At 64.6% G+C, this 17,898-nt stretch carries 15 protein-coding genes and 1 pseudogene; 11 read left to right on the forward strand and 5 right to left on the reverse strand.

The features are described 5' to 3' along the window. Positions 1-508: 508 nt before the first annotated feature. Positions 509-1,060: an ATP-dependent zinc protease family protein gene (locus HUS66_RS14965; RefSeq protein WP_175071925.1), complete on the forward strand. Its 552-nt coding sequence runs from the start codon at positions 509-511 to the stop codon at positions 1,058-1,060. 662 nt (positions 1,061-1,722) lie between these two features. Then, complete coding sequence (ybiO, locus tag HUS66_RS14970) at positions 1,723-4,077, forward strand: mechanosensitive channel protein (protein WP_175071927.1); 2,355 nt, start codon at positions 1,723-1,725, stop codon at positions 4,075-4,077. Between the two features lie 349 nt (positions 4,078-4,426). Here the strand turns inward: ybiO and HUS66_RS14975 are convergent, their stop codons facing one another. Genes HUS66_RS14975 through hemC form a run of 4 tightly spaced genes read right to left on the reverse strand, consistent with a single transcriptional unit; the run spans position 4,427 to position 9,098 of the window. After that, positions 4,427-5,650: a heme biosynthesis HemY N-terminal domain-containing protein gene (locus HUS66_RS14975; RefSeq protein ID WP_175071929.1), complete on the reverse strand. Its 1,224-nt coding sequence runs from the start codon at positions 5,648-5,650 to the stop codon at positions 4,427-4,429. After that, positions 5,647-7,314: a uroporphyrinogen-III C-methyltransferase gene (locus tag HUS66_RS14980; protein WP_175071931.1), complete on the reverse strand. Its 1,668-nt coding sequence runs from the start codon at positions 7,312-7,314 to the stop codon at positions 5,647-5,649. The genes HUS66_RS14975 and HUS66_RS14980 overlap by 4 nt, the downstream gene beginning before the upstream one ends. A gap of 6 nt (positions 7,315-7,320) precedes the next feature. Then, entirely contained in the window at positions 7,321-8,154 is an 834-nt protein-coding gene (locus HUS66_RS14985) for a uroporphyrinogen-III synthase (RefSeq protein WP_175071933.1), read from the reverse strand. A 2-nt stretch (positions 8,155-8,156) separates the two neighbouring features. Continuing rightward, positions 8,157-9,098 (reverse strand): hydroxymethylbilane synthase, encoded by a 942-nt coding sequence (gene hemC / locus HUS66_RS14990; protein WP_175071935.1) that lies wholly within the window; start codon positions 9,096-9,098, stop codon positions 8,157-8,159. Between the two features lie 225 nt (positions 9,099-9,323). Here hemC and argH point away from each other — a divergent pair, with 225 nt between their 5' ends. The 8 genes and pseudogenes from argH to HUS66_RS15030 all read left to right on the forward strand — a co-directional run bounded on the left by argH (position 9,324) and on the right by HUS66_RS15030 (position 16,169). After that, positions 9,324-10,727 (forward strand): argininosuccinate lyase, encoded by a 1,404-nt coding sequence (argH, locus tag HUS66_RS14995; RefSeq protein ID WP_175071937.1) that lies wholly within the window; start codon positions 9,324-9,326, stop codon positions 10,725-10,727. 1 nt (position 10,728) lies between these two features. Continuing rightward, positions 10,729-10,845, forward strand: a pseudogene (lptM, locus tag HUS66_RS18145) (LPS translocon maturation chaperone LptM); the annotation flags it as partial. A gap of 122 nt (positions 10,846-10,967) precedes the next feature. After that, complete coding sequence (gene lysA, locus HUS66_RS15005) at positions 10,968-12,242, forward strand: diaminopimelate decarboxylase (protein ID WP_175071941.1); 1,275 nt, start codon at positions 10,968-10,970, stop codon at positions 12,240-12,242. Further along, entirely contained in the window at positions 12,242-13,075 is an 834-nt protein-coding gene (gene dapF / locus HUS66_RS15010) for a diaminopimelate epimerase (RefSeq protein ID WP_175071943.1), read from the forward strand. Before lysA ends, dapF begins: the two co-directional genes overlap by 1 nt. 69 nt (positions 13,076-13,144) lie before the next feature. Then, positions 13,145-13,882, forward strand: coding sequence for a DUF484 family protein (locus tag HUS66_RS15015; RefSeq protein WP_175071945.1), 738 nt, complete (start codon positions 13,145-13,147; stop codon positions 13,880-13,882). Continuing rightward, positions 13,875-14,792 (forward strand): tyrosine recombinase XerC, encoded by a 918-nt coding sequence (locus HUS66_RS15020; protein ID WP_175071947.1) that lies wholly within the window; start codon positions 13,875-13,877, stop codon positions 14,790-14,792. Before HUS66_RS15015 ends, HUS66_RS15020 begins: the two co-directional genes overlap by 8 nt. After that, positions 14,789-15,544 (forward strand): HAD family hydrolase, encoded by a 756-nt coding sequence (locus HUS66_RS15025; protein WP_175071950.1) that lies wholly within the window; start codon positions 14,789-14,791, stop codon positions 15,542-15,544. The genes HUS66_RS15020 and HUS66_RS15025 overlap by 4 nt, the downstream gene beginning before the upstream one ends. A 214-nt stretch (positions 15,545-15,758) precedes the next feature. Then, positions 15,759-16,169: a hypothetical protein gene (locus tag HUS66_RS15030; protein WP_175071952.1), complete on the forward strand. Its 411-nt coding sequence runs from the start codon at positions 15,759-15,761 to the stop codon at positions 16,167-16,169. A gap of 50 nt (positions 16,170-16,219) precedes the next feature. Here the strand turns inward: HUS66_RS15030 and yihA are convergent, their stop codons facing one another. Then, complete coding sequence (gene yihA, locus HUS66_RS15035) at positions 16,220-16,837, reverse strand: ribosome biogenesis GTP-binding protein YihA/YsxC (RefSeq protein ID WP_175071954.1); 618 nt, start codon at positions 16,835-16,837, stop codon at positions 16,220-16,222. Positions 16,838-17,073: 236 nt separating this feature from the next. On the opposite strand from yihA, the gene HUS66_RS15040 reads away from it, so the two are divergent. Beyond that, positions 17,074-17,694, forward strand: coding sequence for a c-type cytochrome (locus HUS66_RS15040; protein ID WP_175071956.1), 621 nt, complete (start codon positions 17,074-17,076; stop codon positions 17,692-17,694). Positions 17,695-17,898: the final 204 nt, after the last annotated feature.

Raw genomic sequence — 17,898 nt, forward strand, 5'->3', positions numbered from 1 at the left:
AGAAGCCACCCACACCGGGTGGCTTTTTTCGTTTCCGCCGACACCCAGCACAACCACGTGTCGGCGCTCTCCACACCTCCGGGATTCAATTCCCGCCGTCTCCACCAACATCAGAGAGAAGCCACCCACACCGGGTGGCTTTTTTCGTTTCCGCTGACACCCAGCACAACCACGTGTCGGCGCTCACCACACCCCCGGGGTTCAATTCCCGCCGCCTCCACCAACATCAGAGAGAAGCCACCCACACCGGGTGGCTTTTTTCGTTTCCGCCGACACCCAGCACAACCACGTGTCGGCGCTCTCCACACCCCCGGGTTCAATTCCCGCCGTCTCCACCAACATCAGAGAGAAGCCACCCACACCGGGTGGCTTTTTTCGTTTCCGCCGACACCCAGCACAACCACGTGTCGGCGCTCTCCACACCCTGGGGCTTGCTCTAGGTCGTCGGCAGTGGAACCATCACGCTTGAATTGACTCTCACTGCGCTAAACCATGCCGAGGAGGCTCGATGTTTGCCTTGATGCGCCACCTATCCCTGGCCGCCCTGCTGGCCACCACCACCCTGACGCCGGCACTTGCGCAGGAAACCACCGATCAGCCGGTCTTCGGCTGGGTCGAAAAAGCCCTCGTCGAACCCTGGGGCGTCGAGGTAAAGGCCAAGCTCGACAGCGGCGCCCTGACCTCGTCGCTGGATGCCCGCGACATTGAGCGCTTCGAGAAGGATGGGGAAGACTGGGTACGCTTCCGCCTCGAACTCGAGGATGAAGAAACCGGTGAGATGTTCGAGAAAACGCTTGAGCGGCCGGTAAATCGCGATCTGGTACTGCGTGGCGCCGGCGGCACCTCGCATCGCCCAACCGTCATCATGACCATCTGTCTGGGCGACACCCGCTACGAGGAAGACTTCAGCCTGCGCAACCGCAGCAAGATGAACTATCCGCTACTCCTGGGTCGTCGCACCATTAGCCACCTGGGCGTGCTGGATGTCGACAAGACCTTCCTCAGCGACCCTGGCTGCGATGAGGACTCCAAGACGGTGCCCTACGCCGACGAGAAGTAACGACCCACAGCTATAAAAAAACCACCCGCATGCGGGTGGTCGAAGGTACTGCTCACGGTACTACTTGCTTGCCAAAAACGGCTTATCGAAGACGGTTGGGAAAAGGCCCCTTCTTGAGCGGCATTGACTGAGAGGCCTGACACCAAAATCTAGCACCAGGCGCCAAGCAGACGTCCGGTGCTCAAATACTCAACTGGCCAGAAGGGTCTCTCTAGATCTACGGCGCAACTCGCTGGCCTGTGCCATACGCCACTCCAGATCCTCTGCCCGGCATTTGACGCTATGACAGCGGGCACAGGTCACTACTTGCCGATCTGCATCGCAGGTGGGGATTCGAAAGTGCTGGGCACCGCACAGCGAACATTCCAGCTCCAGACGAACTTCCAACATACCGCTTTCCTCCTGATGGCGTGATGCGTCGCGCGCCTCCTGCGCCTGCGACTTCTGGTAGTATATAGTGCACGACCGATCGCACAATGTACAATTTCTGTATAACAAAGGTTTATCATGCGATGATGACCGATCTGGCGACGTTTATAGCCTAACTGCATGACCCCGGCATGACAGGCAACGCCTTGTGACTCACCTCAGCCCATGCTTTGATGCCAAGCAACGCGCCGCCGAGTGCCCCACATCATTCACACCATTACACGGAGGCATGTGTGCTGAAATTGCGACTGCTACCCTTGATGGCCTGGCTGCTGACGGCACTGATGCTGTTTGGCTTGCCGGCACAGGCTCAAGAGAGCCCCCCCACCGATACCCCCGCCTATTCCACGCTGGCTGACCTGCTGGAGAACGAGGCAACTCGGACCCAGTTGATCGATCAGCTGCGCGGCATGGCTAGTAACGCTCAAGAGAACGCCCAGGCAGCAGCCGACTCAAGCGCCGAGACCGCCGCCGACCAGGCCCCCAGCGGCCAGGAGGCCAATGCAGCCTCACTGCCACGACAGTTGGCCGAGCTGACCAGCACGATTGCCAGCGAGATTGGCAGTCAGCTCGAGGGGCTCGTGGCAGCGCTCAGCGGCATTTTCCAGGGTGCAGGTACAGGGCAGCCTTTCGACATGGATGCCTTCAGCTCGGCGGCGCTGAACCTTGGACTGGTGATCATCGCGACCTTCGTGCTGTTCGTCGCGCTCAGGCGCCTGGCACGACCAGCCTTCTCATCGGTCGGCCGCTGGTCCCAGCAGGGCCCAGGCACGACGCCAGTGCTGCGCCTGGTGCTGGCCGTGGCGATTGCCGCCGCCGTTGACGTGCTGGTGATTGCTCTGGCCTATGTAGGCGGTAACCTGCTGGCCACCTTTGCTATCGGTGAAAGCGGCGAACTATCGACCCGAGCCTCGCTGTTCCTCAATGCCTTCCTGGTCATCGAACTGCTCAAGGCTGGGGTGCGCATGCTATTCGCCTCTCGCTACGAGGGACTGCGCCTGCTGCCCATCGCGGCTGAAGAGGCAAGCTACTGGAACCGCTGGATCGCCCGCTTAATCGGTCTGGTCGGCTACGGCCTGATGGTGGTGGTACCGCTACTCAACTACTACCTGTCGCCGGCCCTCGGCGAGGGTGTGGGCGCCCTGGTCATGATCGGCGCCTTCATTTACGCGGTAAGCGTGGTACTCAAGAACCGCCAGCGCCTGCGTGATGGCATCAATGCCCAGGCCGCCAAGGCGACCATGAGTGCCACCCGAGTCTCGCTCAAGCTGTTCGCCCGCGTATGGCACCTGCTGGCGATCGCCTACTTCCTGATGGTGTTGGTGCTGACGTTCACCCGCCCGGAAGATGCACTGCCCTTCGTGATGCTCGCTACCCTGCAGACACTCGCGGTGGTCGGCGCAGGCATGCTGATCTCCAGCTTCTTGACCCAGACCATCGGCAAGCGCATTCACCTGCCGGATGACCTCAAGCGCAAGCTGCCGTTGCTCGAGACACGTCTCAATGCCTATGTACCCAACCTGCTGCGGGTAATCCGGGCACTGATCCTGATCACCGTGGTCATGATCACTGCCAGCGCCTGGGGCATCTTCGACCTAGCCGGCTGGTATGCCACTGACTTGGGCCGCGGCCTGGTCGCCAAGGTCATCAGCGTACTGCTGATCGTGACCGTGGCCATGGCCATCTGGATCGGGCTCGCCAGCCTGATCGAGCACCGCCTCAATCCGGAAACCGGCAGCGGCGAGCCCACGGCCCGTGCACAGACGCTGCTGAGCCTGTTCCGTAACGCCCTGGCCATCACCATCATCGCCATGACGCTGATGATTGCGCTGTCCGAGATCGGCATCAATATCGGCCCGCTGATCGCGGGCGCCGGGGTGCTGGGCCTGGCCATCGGTTTCGGTGCCCAGAAGCTGGTACAGGACATCATCACCGGGGTATTCATCCAGGTGGAAAACGCCATGAACACCGGCGATGTGGTCACCGTTGGCGGCGTCACCGGCACCGCAGAGCGCTTGAGCATCCGCTCGGTGGGTATCCGCGACCTGTCCGGCACCTATCACATCGTGCCCTTTTCCAGCGTCGATACCGTGTCCAACTACATGCGTGAATTCGCCTACCACGTCGGCGAATACGGCATCGCCTATCGCGAGAGCATCGACGAGGCAATCGAGTGCCTGCAGGATGCCTTCGAGGAACTGGCCGCCAGCGACGACCACAAGCAGAACCTGCTCGCCCCCCTGGAAGTCGCCGGCGTCATCGCCCTGGCCGACAGCTCGGTAAATATCCGCGTGCGCCTGAAGACCACACCGGGTACCCAGTGGGCCACCGGCCGTGCCTACAACCGCTTGGTCAAGATGCACTTCGACGCGGCGGGTATCGAGATTCCCTTCCCGCATACCACGCTCTACTTCGGCGAGGACAAAGAGGGCTCGGCGCCGGCCGGCAACATTCGCGTCCTGGAGAGTCGTGCTAAGCGCCGCTCCGGTGGCGACAAGGACGACGAGTCCCACGATGAGCAGCCGGTGGAACAAGGCAAAGGCTCGATTCCCGCGGTCGATTACGACGGTGAGAGCGACGAGACCTGACCCTGACTCGGATAGACAAGGATCGATCATGGGCCATCCTCGGGTGGCCCTTTTTTGTGCCCGGCTTCTGGATAGCGGGCACACCGCCAATAGCTGACGCCACCGGGCGAGCCATCAACGGGGCGGCCAGCGACCCTTACCTCGCGCTGACCATCCCCGGCCCAGGAAGCTGCCCTGTCCAGAACCTGCGGCTTGATGGGCAAGCGGCATCGACCTGGCTGGTTCAGGCCCCGTCTGGCCGGCTAGGTTCGAGGTGGGATCGGTCCTGCCGCTATCGCAGCCGAATGCCACGCAGTGGCATAAAAAAGGGCGCCACTAGGGCGCCCGGAAGAGCAAAACGGAGAATGGCTCAGCGATTGGCATCGCTGGGCTGAGGCAAGGCGGGCAGCGAGCGGTCGAGCAGCTCGACACTCTGGCGATAGTAGAGCTGGCTCTTGTTGTGCTCGCCAAGGTTGGCAAACAGCCTGGCAAGCTCAGCACAGACGACGCCGCTGGGGCGTTGACGCTGGCTGGACACGAAGTATTCCTGCGCCTTGCCCCAGTAGGCGTTGCGCAGCGACAGACGACCCAGCGTCAGCAGCAGGTCCGGGTCGTTGGGACGCTCCTGCAGCCATTTCTCGGCGTAGGCCAGCTGGCGCGACGCATCGACGTTGAGAAGCCCGTAGCGAAGCACCAACCGCGCGTCCCAGTGATCCTTCAGCGAATGGCGCAGCAGGCGCTCAGCGATCCCTTCCTCACCGCCGCGTACCAGCGCCTCGGCGTAAAGCCCCACCAGCTCGATGTTGCTACGCAGGTGATCGGGCATGTCGGCCCACAGGTTACGCACTCGCTCGATGTCGTCGGGGTTACGCGAGGCCTGCACGATCAACTCACGATAGGCACGCTGCTCAAGCTCCTGGCGTTCGTCCTCGGCGATCAGTTGGTGTCTCGCGAGGCGCGGCATCAGCCGGCGCAGGCCATCCCAATCGCTGACGCTCAAATACGCCTGCTTGAGCAGCTTGAGGATCTGCGGGTGATCGGGCAACTGCTTGTCGAGGCGCGTCAGGGTCGCAAGCGCTTCCTCGTAGTGCTGGCGATCGAGCATCAGCTGGGCCTGCACCATGCCCACTGCCGTGTCGGCACCCTCGGTGGACAGATGGGCGCGCTTGAGCAGGGTATCGGCCTGCTCGTAACGTCCCTGATAGTGGGCCGCCAGGGCCGCGGAAAGATAGTTGACCAGCGGCGTACTGGAATCATCGGCCGCCTTGACGAGCGATTTCTCGGCGCGCTTCCAGCGCCCTTCGGCCAGCGCCACCAGGCCGCGCACCGTCCGGCGCATGGCGTTGCGGTTACGGTTGCGGCTACTCCACAGTTTCAGGCGGCTGACCGGGCGGCGCATACGCATCAGTATTCGCAGCACGAAATGCAGCACCAGGAAGGCGCCCAACAGCAGCACCAGGCCGAACCAGAACGAGGTCTGCACCGAGGTATCGCCGACCCGTACCAGCCAGTAGCCGGGCAAGGTCTGCATCAGCTGTCCGAACAGGGCGCCAACGGCCAGCCCCAGTACGATCAGCAGGATCAGCTTTCTCATGCATCACCTCCCTGGGCACCGGCATCGAAACGCGTCTGGATGAAGTGCGCCATGGCCTGCTGAGAGCCGCTGATGTCCGGGAGCTCGGGGCGAATGGTCTTGCCACGCATGTCGGTGAGCCGCGCGATGGACGTCTGGACGCTATCACGGTCGGTGTCGTAATAGCCTTCGATCAGAGTCACGGCCTTATCCAGGCTGGCTCGATACAGCTCTGGCTCTTCCTTGAGCAGCGCTAACTGAGCCTGCTCAATCACCAAACGCACGTTCTGGCGCAGGTAGGATTCCTGCTCGGGGGTGATCAAGGCTTCCAGGGCCTGGTCATGACGGCGCACCGTGACCAAGTCCTTGAGCTCACTGCCAAAGCGCTTCAGTTGCTGCTGCCAGTCGCCGCTGGGCGGGGTCTCGATGCTGCCTTCGGCGGCGATCTCGGCCACGTCCTGCTTGAGGGGCAGGCTGGCCAGTTGCTCCTGTTGAGCATTGAGCGACAGGTAGAGGCCGGTGCGATCGACATCGGGTACCGCATCCAGCTTGGCAAGTTCATCGGCAACGGCTCGGCGCACCGGCAGCAACGCCGGGTTGTCGGCCTCTTTCAGACGCTTGTCGGCGGTCTCGAGCAGCGCCATGGCGCCGCCCACATCGCGCTCGAGCTGCAGTCGCTGATTGGCCAGGCGCAGCAGGTAGGCGACTTCGGCATGCAGCCACTCCCGCTCATCGGTCTGCTGCTGGCTATTGAGCTCATCGAGCACGCCATCCAAGGTGTCATTGACCTGGCTTTGGTAGTCGGAAAACTCACTTTCGACGCTCGCCACGGCCTCATCTACCGAGGCGCGGGCCTGTTCGGCCTCACTGAGGCGACTCTCGAGAGCGCTCACCGCCTCGCGGTTGGTATCGACCTGCGCCAAGCGCTGTTGCTGCTGCTCTAGGCGCTGCCAGCCGAACCAGCCAGCGACCACCACGCCCACAGCCAAAAGGATCACCAGCACCAGGGCAACGGTACCGGTGGTCTGGCGCCCGCCGCCATTACCGCCCGAGGCCGCCGTGGCTGAACCGCCCTGGCCGCTGCCACCGGCGCCATCCGCTGTCGAGGGCTTGGATGCAGAGGACTTTGACGCTGAGGACTTTGACGAAGTGGTCTGAGATGATGCTGGCGTCGACGCCGAGGACTTGGTGGCCTGAGCACTCGGCGTTGATGCTCCAGTCGAGGCCTTGGCACTCGCGCCGGCGTTCTGGTCACCGGACGCCTGAGTCCCAGTGCTCTTGCTTACAGAAGCCTTGCTCTCAGCACCCTTGCTATCAGAGCCCTTGCTCTCAGAGTCCTTACTCTCAGAACCTTGGCTTTCAGCGCTATGACGGTCGGCGTTTTGACTCTCCGCCCCCTTGCTGTTCGTCTGCGCCGAGGCGTCGTCGCCCTGGGCTCTGGCGCTCGCGCTATCGCGGGTGTTAGAGGTGCGGCCCTTACCGCCGCGACGCCCCCTGGGGCGGCCGCGGGTGCTGGTCTTGTTCGCCTCGCCCGTGCCGGACGCATCCGCTGAACGGGTATCCGACGCATCGGCGGTCGACGACGTGGCGCCCGACGATGAGGTGTCATTCTGAGCAGCGGCGGCCGAGGCGGAAGTGCCCGGCGCCTGCTGCGGTTCGTCCTGATCGTGTGATTGCTTGCTCATCTGTCGCTAGCCCTTTTCAAGATCGTCATGATCGACATCGGCACCGTCCAGGTGGCAGGCCCTGGCGACTTCAGCCGCCAGAGCGACTGGCGTGGCGCCTGCGGCGACGCGACAATTCGCGAAACCCAGGCTGCCTGCCAGTGTAGCCAAGCGCTGACTGGAAACGATTAGCGGTTGGTTCAACGCTGCCGGTTGGCACCATCCTGCCAGATGTTCGAGGATTTCGCCGCTACTCACCACTAGCGCGGCGTAGTCGCCGGTGGCCAACCGTTGCTGCATGCTCGCTTCTGGCGTGAGAAGCACGCGCCGATAGACCGCCAGACGGGTCAGGCGGGCGCCACGCGCCGCCAGGGTATCGGCCAGCAGAGGACGACCACCCTCGCCGGCCACCACCAGCACCTTCTGCTCATTAAGCACCTGCAGCGAAGGCAACGCCAGCAACGCCTCGCTGGTATCCCCTTGCGCCTGGTGCGTTTCGCCAGCGTCGTGCCTGTTCAAGCCCTGACCAGCGCTTGGCACATGAACACGAACGCCTAACCGTTCATGCAGGATAGCGGCGGTGGCGGCACCTACCGCATAAAAATCCACACCGATCGGCAGCTGTGGCCAGTAGCGATCGAGTGCTTCAGCCAGGCACTCGGCCGCCGAGGGGCTGACCACTACCACACGCCGGAACTCATCGATATTCAGCCAGTGGCTGCGCTGCTCCGGCGTTTCGGGCAGCGCTTCCAGACGCATCACCTTGAGTAGCTCGGGGGCAGCACCGGTCGCCGCGAGAGAGGCGACCAGTTGCCGTGCCCGCTCACCAGGTCGGGTGACCAGTACCCGCGGCGCCGCCATGCTCAAACGTCGCCGTAGACTCGGGCGAGAATCTCGCCGGCGCCCTGTTCGAGCAGGTCCTCGGCGACACGGATGCCCAGCGCCTCGGGCTCTTCGACCGAGCCACGCCCCTCGGCGCGCAGCACCTCGGTGCCTTCGGGGTTGCCCACCAGGGCACGCAACCAGAGGGTGCGACCGCCGTCCTCGAAGACCGCATGGCCGCCGATCGGCACCTGGCAACCGCCCTCTAGGCGGGTGTTCATGGCCCGCTCGGCGCGCACCCGTGCCGCGGTATCAGGGTCATCGAGGGCGGCCAGCAGGCGCACCAGGTCGGCGTCATCATTGCGACACTCGATGCCCAGAGCGCCCTGGCCGCAAGCCGGCAGGCTGATCTCGGGGGGCATGTCCTGAGCGATGCGGTCCTCGAGTCCCAGGCGCTTGAGGCCGGAGGTGGCGAGAATGATGGCGTCGAATTCACCGTCGTCGAGCTTGCGCAGGCGAGTCTGGACGTTGCCGCGCAGGCTCAGCACCTCGATATCCGGGCGCGCCTCGCGCACCTGCAGGCCACGCCGCAGGCTCGAGGTACCGACTCGAGCGCCCTCGGGCAGCTCATCAAGCGAGGAATACTGGTTGGAGACGAAGGCGTCGGTGGGTTCGGCCCCCTCGAGAATCACCGATAGTCCCAGCCCTTCCGGGAAGTGCATCGGCACGTCCTTCATCGAGTGCACGGCGATGTCGGCGCGGCCATCGAGCATGGCATCCTCGAGTTCCTTGACGAACAACCCCTTGCCGCCGACCTTGGCCAGCGGCGTGTCGAGGATCTTGTCACCGCGAGTGGACATGGCCACCAGCTCGACCTCGAGATCGGGATACAGCGCCATCAGGCGGTCGCGCACATGCTCGGCTTGCCATAGGGCGAGAAGGCTCTTGCGGGTGGCGATGCGTAAAGTTGGCTTGGCAGGCACAGTGATCTCCAATCGGGGCGAGACGCGTCTCGGGCGGCGCTCGAGACGCTAGCGGGGCGAGACGCCCGCGTCGGTCATGACATCATCATAAAGCACCCGCCGGGGCAGGAAAAATTCTCTCGGCCCACCTACGGCGCCCCGGCGGGCAGCGTGGCCAGCCTCACCGACTCTGGTACACTCCGGAGTCATACTCTCATGCTACTTCACAGCGGGATTGCCAGTCCGATGACGACGTCTACCAATCAGTCCTGGGGCGGTCGCTTCAGCGAGCCCACCGATGCTTTCGTCGAGCGTTTCACTGCCTCGGTGGATTTCGACCAGCGCCTCTATCACCACGATATTCGCGGCTCCATCGCCCACGCCACCATGCTCGAGCGGGTCGGCGTGCTGACCACCGACGAGCGCGATGCCATCATCCAGGGCCTCGGTGAAATCGAGCAGGAAATTGCCGAAGGCCGCTTCGCCTGGTCGGTGAAGCTCGAAGACGTGCATATGAATCTCGAGGCGCGGCTGACCGACAAGATCGGCATCACCGGCAAGAAGCTGCACACCGGGCGCTCGCGCAACGACCAGATCGCCACCGACATTCGTCTCTATCTGCGCGACGAGATCGATGCGGTCAGCGCCGAGCTTGGCCGCCTGCGTGAGGGGCTGATCGAACTGGCCGCCAGCGAAGCCGACACCATCATGCCCGGCTTCACGCACCTGCAGACCGCCCAGCCGGTGACCTTCGGCCACCATCTGCTGGCCTGGCAGGAAATGCTGACCCGCGATCACGAACGCCTGCTCGACTGCCGCCGCCGCGTCAACGTGATGCCGCTGGGCGCCGCAGCGCTGGCGGGCACCACCTTCCCTATCGACCGTCACATCACTGCCGAGCTGCTCGGCTTCGAGCGGCCCAGCGAGAACAGCCTGGACTCGGTGAGCGATCGCGACTTCGCCATCGAATTCACCTCCTTTGCCAGCCTATTGCTGATGCACATGTCGCGCATGAGCGAGGAACTGGTGCTGTGGACCAGCGCCCAGTTCGACTTCATCGACCTACCCGACCGCTTCTGCACCGGCTCCTCGATCATGCCGCAGAAGAAAAACCCGGACGTTCCCGAGCTGGTGCGTGGCAAGAGCGGACGCGTCTTCGGTCACCTGATGAGCCTGCTGACGCTGATGAAGTCGCAGCCCTTGGCCTACAACAAGGACAATCAGGAAGACAAGGAGCCGCTATTCGACACCCTCGATACCGTCAAGGGCTGCCTCAAGGCCTTCGCTGACATGGTGCCGGCCATCGAGGCCAAGGCCGACAGCATGTATGAAGCGGCGCGCAAGGGGTTCTCCACCGCCACCGACCTCGCCGACTACCTGGTGCGCAAGGGCGTGGCCTTCCGCGACGCCCACGAGATCGTCGGCCACTCGGTCGCCTTCGGCCTGAAGGAAGGCAAGGATCTGTCCGAGATGACCCTCGACGAGCTCCAGCAGTTCTCCAACATCATCGGCGAGGATGTCTTCGAGGTGCTGACCCTGGAAGGCTCGGTGGCGGCCCGCGACCATATCGGCGGCACCGCCCCGGATCAGGTCCGCGCCGCCGCCCAGCGTGCCCGCGACGCCCTGTCCTCCCTGTACCGCGAGGGCTGAGATGAAAGTTGTGACGCGCACCCTGCCGATGATCGTCCTGGCGGCCCTGCTGCTCGCCGGCTGCGGCCAGAAAGGACCGCTGTATATGCCTGCCGACAGCCAAGGCGACAACGCCGCCGTCGTGAGTAAGGCAGCGAGTGAGCAACCGGGCAAGACAGCGAACGGCGATACCAACGACCAGACCGGCGAGAGCACGCCGGCCGATACGGCCCCCGACGCACCCGAAGACGAGAGCTGAGCATGGATCATTTCGACTACCGTAACGGCGTGCTGCACGCCGAAGACGTGCCCCTGGCGTCGGTCGCCGAGCGCTTCGGCACGCCCTGCTACGTCTATTCCCGGGCTACCCTGGAGCGGCATTTTCGTGCCTACGACGAGGCGTTGGGCAGCCATCCGCATCTGATCTGCTACGCGGTCAAGGCCAACTCCAATCTCGCCGTGCTCAATGTACTGGCCCGCCTCGGCGCCGGCTTCGACATCGTGTCTCAGGGGGAGCTGGAGCGGGTAATGGCCGCCGGCGGTGACCCCGCCAAGGTGGTGTTCTCCGGCGTTGCCAAGCAGGAAGGCGAGATGGCCCGGGCACTGGAACTCGGCATCAAGTGCTTCAACGTCGAATCGCTGCCCGAGCTCGAGCGTCTCAACACCGTCGCCGAGCGGCTCGGCAAGGTGGCGCCGGTGTCGCTGCGAGTCAATCCCGATGTCGACGCTCGCACTCATCCCTACATTTCCACTGGCCTCAAGGACAACAAGTTCGGCATCCCGGTAGACGATGCCCTGGCCGCCTACGAGCACGCCGCCGCCCTGCCCCATCTCGAGGTAGTCGGCATCGACTGTCATATTGGCTCACAGCTCACCGAGCTCTCGCCCTTCCTCGATGCCCTCGATCGCTTGCTGGCGCTGCTCGAGCGTCTCGAGGAACGCGGCATTAAGGTCGAGCATCTGGATCTCGGCGGCGGCCTGGGTGTGCCCTACCAGGGCGAACGGCCGCCCGAGCCCTTCGCCTATGCCACCGCGCTGCTCGAGCGCCTGGCGAGTCACGGTGGCCGCTCGCTGACCCTGCTGTTCGAACCGGGCCGCTCGATCGCCGCCAACGCCGGGGTGATGCTGACCCGTGTCGAGTTCCTGAAGCCCGGCGAAACCAAGAACTTTGCCATCGTCGACGCGGCCATGAACGACCTGATTCGTCCGGCGCTCTACCAGGCCTGGCAGGCGATTCTGCCGGTCGACACCCGCCTGCCCCGCGAAAGTGCCACCTTTGATGTGGTCGGCCCGGTCTGCGAGACCGGCGACTTCCTCGGCAAGGAGCGCGAACTGGCGATCGCCCCAGGCGATCTGCTGGCGGTACGCTCGGCCGGCGCCTACGGCTTCGTGATGGCCTCGAACTACAACAGCCGGCCGCGGCCTGCCGAGGTGATGGTCGATGGCGAGACGCTGCACCTGGTGCGCCGCCGCGAGCACATCGAAGAGCTATGGAGCGGCGAAACGCTGCTTCCCGATGGCCCGGAGGCATGCTGATGCTCCTGCACTTCACCAAGATGCACGGGCTCGGCAACGACTTCATGGTCGTCGACCTGATCACCCAGCGAGCCCGGCTGCGCGACGAGCAGATTCGCGAACTGGCCGACCGACACTTCGGTATCGGTTTCGACCAGTTGCTGGTCGTCGAGCCCCCGCTGGACCCGGACATGGACTTTCGCTACCGGATCTTCAACGCCGACGGCAGCGAAGTGGAGAACTGTGGCAACGGGGCGCGCTGCTTTGCCCGCTTCGTGCGCGATCAGCGCCTGACCCACAAGCATGAGATCCACGTCGAGACCCGCGGCGGCCCGCTGACCCTCAAGGTCGAGGACGACGGCCGGGTCAGCGTCGACATGGGCGTGCCACGCTTTGCGCCGCAAAGCCTGCCCTTCGAGGCCGATGAGGACCGCCTGCGCCATCGCCTGGAGGTCGACGGCGAGACGCTCGAGATCGGCGTGGCGTCTCTGGGCAACCCCCATGCGGTACTCACGGTCGAGGACGTCAAGACCGCACCAGTGGCTCGCTTGGGCCCCGCTATCGAAGCGCATCCGCGCTTCCCGCGCCGGGTCAACGTCGGCTTCATGCAGGTGATGTCGCCTAACGAGATCCGCCTTCGCGTCTTCGAGCGCGGCAGCGGTGAGACCCTGGCCTGCGGCACCGGCGCCTGCGCGGCGGTGGCCTGCGGCATCCGTCAGGGCCTGCTCGAAAGTCCGGTCACCGTGCACCTGACCGGCGGCGACCTGACCATCGCCTGGCCGAACCAGGATGCGCCTTTGCTGATGACCGGACCGGTTGTGCGTGTCTTCGATGGTCGGGTCGCGCTAAGCTGATCCCGCGCCGCCATTCCGATGGGCTGGCAAGACGAGCAAGGCGAAACGAGACGACAGAAGGAGTGCCCCATGGCCGGTGCCAAGATCCCCGAACCGCGCCAGACCCTGGACCCGGAGATGGTCGCTCACTGGCTGGCGCGCCACCCTGACTTCTTCGAAGGGCGAGAGGGCCTGTTGCAGCAGCTAAAGGTCCCGCATCCAGAGACCCGCGGCGCCACCTCGCTGCTCGAGCGCCTGGTCCACGACCTACGCGGCCGCGCCGAAACCGCCGAATGGCGTCTCGAGACGCTGCTCGAATCGGCGCGCCATAACGAGGCTCAGTACCGGCGCATCCGGGAGCTGGTGCTGGCACTGCTCGAGACCGAGAGCAACGACGACCTGGGCCAGGCCCTGGCGCGGGAGCTCAGCGAGCGCTTTCAAACGCCGAGCGTGGCGCTCTGGTGCCCGTCAAGCCTCAGCGATGGTGAGACCACCCCGCCCCAGGCCCCGCGCCAGGTGCTCGACGCCGCTGCCGAGACGCGCTTATCCGCCCTGCTCGACGGTAGAGCCAGCCGCTGCGCGCGGCTGTCGGTCACCGACTGGAAACGCCTGCTGCCCCACACCAAGGTGCCCGAGAAGGCAGGCTCCTGCGCCCTGACCCGCCTGACCCTTGGCGAGCCGCTGGGCTACCTGGTACTGGCGAGCCCCGACCCGGACCACTTCCGCGCCAGCCTCGACACCCTGTTCACCGAATACCTGGGCGAGGTGGTATCGCGACTGCTGGTCCGCCATGCCCCGCCACCCCATGATGCGCCCCGCCATGCCTGAGCCCACCCTCGAGGCGCCGCTGTCGGCCTTCCTCGAGACCTTGGCACGCCACGCCAGCCCGGCCACCGTCGACGCCTATCGGCGCGACTTGGCCCGCTTTCGCGCCTACGCCGAGCAGGCATCGCTTACCTCCTGGTCGCAGCTGGACGCCGCCCTGGTGCGGCGCTTCCTGGGCCAGGAACGCAGTCGCGGGCTGGCACCGCGGAGCCTGGCCCGGCGCCGCGCAGCCCTGTCACGGTTCGCCGACACCCTGGTGCACGAGGGCGTACTTGCCCATAACCCGGTCTCGCTAACGCCCTCGCCGCGTCAGCCCCAGCACTTGCCGCGCCCCGTCGACGTCGACCAGCTGGCGCGCTTCCTGAACACCCCTCATGACGATAGCCCGCTGGCACGCCGCGACCAGGCCATGCTGGAGCTCTTCTACTCCAGCGGCCTGCGCCTGGCCGAACTGGCAGCGCTCAATCTGGGCGATATTGAGTCGACGCGAGTGCGAGTAATCGGCAAGGGCGGCAAGCCTCGCCAAGTGCCGGTCGGCCGCCGCGCCACTACGGCGCTGGACACCTGGGTCCAGGCCCGCGGCCAGTGGGCAAAGGTCGATGAGCCGGCGCTGTTTGTCGGTCAGCGCGGCGCCCGGCTCGGCCACCGCGCCGTTCAGCTTCGCCTGGCGTCCCTTGCCCGGGAGCGCGGCCTTGCCGAGCATCTGCACCCACACCGATTGCGACACTCCTTCGCCAGCCACCTGCTGGAATCGAGTCAGGACCTGCGCGCTGTCCAGGAGCTGCTTGGTCATGCCCACCTGTCGACGACCCAGGTATACACCCGGCTCGACTGGCAGCACCTGGCCGCCAGCTACGATGCCGCCCACCCAAGGGCGCGACGCCGCCCGCCGTCCGACGAGGGGACACCATGACACCGGCCCGACCGCTGACGGCCCTGACCTTCGACCTCGACGACACCCTCTGGGATAACGGCCAGGTCATGGCCCACACTGAAACTGGCCACTACGCCTGGCTCGACGAGGCCCTGACCACTTGGCACGCTCCTCGCCTCGACACCCTGGGCCGTTTCGGCGAGCGTTTCCCGCTCACCGCCTACCAGCAACGCCGCGGCGAACTGGCGGCACGTCACCCGCTGCGACGTGGCGACTTCACCTGGATTCGCGAACAGAGTCTCTATGAACTGCTGACCGAGTATGGGCTGTCCAACGAGGAATCACGGCGCTGGGCCACCGCCGCCATGGACGAGTTCATGACCCTGCGCCACCGCCTGACGCCCTACCCCGAAGTCGAATCGCTGCTCACTAACCTCGGCGCGGACTTTCGCCTGGCCGCCGTCACCAACGGCAACGTCGATCTGACCAGGTTGCCGCTGGCACATCACTTTCCGGTGCGCATTGCCGCTGGCGAGATGCATGCGCCCAAACCCGACGCTCGCCCCTTCCTGGCGGCCCTGTCACGCTTGAGGGCGACACCCTCGCAGGCCATGCATGTGGGAGATTCCTGGGCCGAAGACGTGCTGCCAGCCCAGCGCCTGGGGATGCGCGTGGCGTGGATCGACAAGCGTGACGAGGGGCTACCGTCGTATCTGCCGGGTGTGCACCGGCTAGGCCATGTCCGGGAGCTGCCCGCGCTGCTGGAAAGCCTCGTGGAAGGTGGCCGCTGACGCAGCCGGCGTCGTACCGGCGGCTTCTTTGATGGGTCGAGAGATAGCAACGCAAGCGACTAGCTGAGTGACGTGGCGAGGAAGGTGGGGAAGAAGCGACGCAAGGCCAGGCAAACGTCGTGGGCGTGGAGTAGGACGAGCAGCCGGAAACTCTTGTACAAAACGCGGCACAGACCCATACTCCTGTACAGGATATGTACAGGAGTCACCGCCCATGCACCCTCGTGACTGCGCCACCCCGGCCAAGGCAGGCTTTTTTCCCGGACGCTGCCAAGCCCTGTCTCCCGCCCTGGCGCTGGCTATGCTGCTTGGCTGGGGGCTCAGCGCTGCATCGTTCGAGGTGATGTTAGCTGACAACCAGGCCTCGGTGCCGATGCAAGCCGTACAAGCCACCCCAACCCTAAAAATCGAGCCCGCTATCGCGGTGAATGGCACTGCCAATACGGTGCCGTTGGCAAGGGCCTGGGCGGGAACAGCCGAGGCGCCTCGTCGCACCTGGCCACAGCGCTCCGAGCGCGACGTGGCCGGCCTGGAAGGTTCCGGCTGCACGGCGGAGTGTCTCGACACCCTTCGCCAGCGTCTTCTCGACCACCACCGCCAGGCAGCGCCGGTCTGGGTCTTCTAAGCGTCTGAGCCTGCCTGATCACCGCCTCGGAAAGGCCGAGCCCTGCCCTCTCAGCTTGTCTCGTCGCCCAGCAGCCAGTCATCGAGCTGACGATGCACGTCATCGACGCCCTGACGCTTGAGCGCAGAAAACAGCTGGACCGATACCAGATCCTCCCACTCCCGCAACCGACCGCGCACATTATGCAGGGCGTTCTTGGCCGCTCCTGGCTTCAGCTTGTCGGCCTTGGTCAGCAGGATACGAACCGCCATATCCTTGTCGTCGGCCCAGCCAAGCATCATCTCGTCGAACTCGGTCAGCGGATGGCGCACGTCCATCAGCAATACCAGGCCACGCAGCGATTCACGTTCCTGCAGATACTCCGCCAGGTGCCGCTGCCACTCGAGCTTGACCTGCTCCGGCACCTTGGCATAACCATAGCCAGGAAGGTCCACCAGGCGGCACTCGTCACCGTTGGCGAGGCCGAAAAAATTGATCAGTTGGGTACGGCCCGGCGTCTTGGAGGTCCGCGCTAGGGCTTTCTGCTGCGTCAGTGCATTGATGGCGCTGGATTTTCCGGCATTGGAGCGACCGGCAAAGGCCACCTCCACGCCTAGGTCCGGCGGGCACTTGGCAAGCGTCGGAGCGCTGGTGAGGAAACGGGCAGTCTGATAATTGAGACGCGGCATGGTCGGTGGGAATCCTGAGGCTTGACGGCGACGAACGGGCAATTCAAGTTGCTAGATGAACTGGCTATACTGCAGTTTCTAATATCTGCGTCATAAAGATGGCTAGTGTACCACCGCGCTCTCACCGACCGCGAACCGCGACCTGACAGTTAGGCGCGCTCATGATGAGGCGTTCCTACCGGGGGTGTACCGGTCAATTTCGGACAGGCAACACGTTTAGGCAGAGTGGACTTGCGATGAGAAAGTTACTGGCACTGGCAAGCTTGGCCATCACCCTGAGCGTCAGCGGCTTGGCCCAGGCCGAACTCAAGGGCGATCCAGCCGCGGGTCGCGAAATGGCGCAAAGCTGCGCCGCCTGTCACGGCGCCGAAGGGATCAGTGCCGTGGGCATGTTCCCTAACCTCGCGGGGCAGCAGGCGTCCTACCTGGCCAAGCAGATCATGGACATCCGCGACGGCAATCGCGTGGTGGCGCAGATGGCCGGCCAGGTCGACAACTTCTCCGACCAGGATGCCGCCGACGTGGCCGCCTACTTTGCCAGCAAACCCTCGAACCTCGGCCAGATCGATGCCGAGGAAGAGGTCATCGCCCGCGGCCAGCAACTCTACCGTGCCGGCGACATGGCCAAGGGCATCCCGGCCTGTACCGCCTGCCACAGCCCCACCGGGCAAGGCATCGGCACCGCGGCCTACCCGGCGCTGTCCGGCCAGAAGACCGACTATACCGTCTCCACGCTTAAGGCCTTCGCGGCCGGCGAACGGGCCAACGACCCCAACGCCATCATGCGCACCATTGCCGGCAAGATGAGCGATGATGACATGCAGGCAGTCTCCCAGTACCTGCTGGGCCTCCATTGAGGCCCGCTTTAAGACAAGCGCTCAGGTAGCCTTCCGGCGCCTTGACACTTAATGAACGAGTCCGTGGTGAGAGGCCGGGTGAGGGCCTGATATCGGCGCAGACCTGATGAGGGCAGCCTTTGCGTTGATGCCTACCACGTCGTTGGCCTGGTGCCAGCAAGCACCGCTGATGGAACCCTGCCGCCCGGCTGGGCTCAAAGCCTG

This window comes from Onishia taeanensis (assembly GCF_013349955.1).
Taxonomy (GTDB): Bacteria; Pseudomonadota; Gammaproteobacteria; order Pseudomonadales; family Halomonadaceae; genus Onishia; species Onishia taeanensis_B.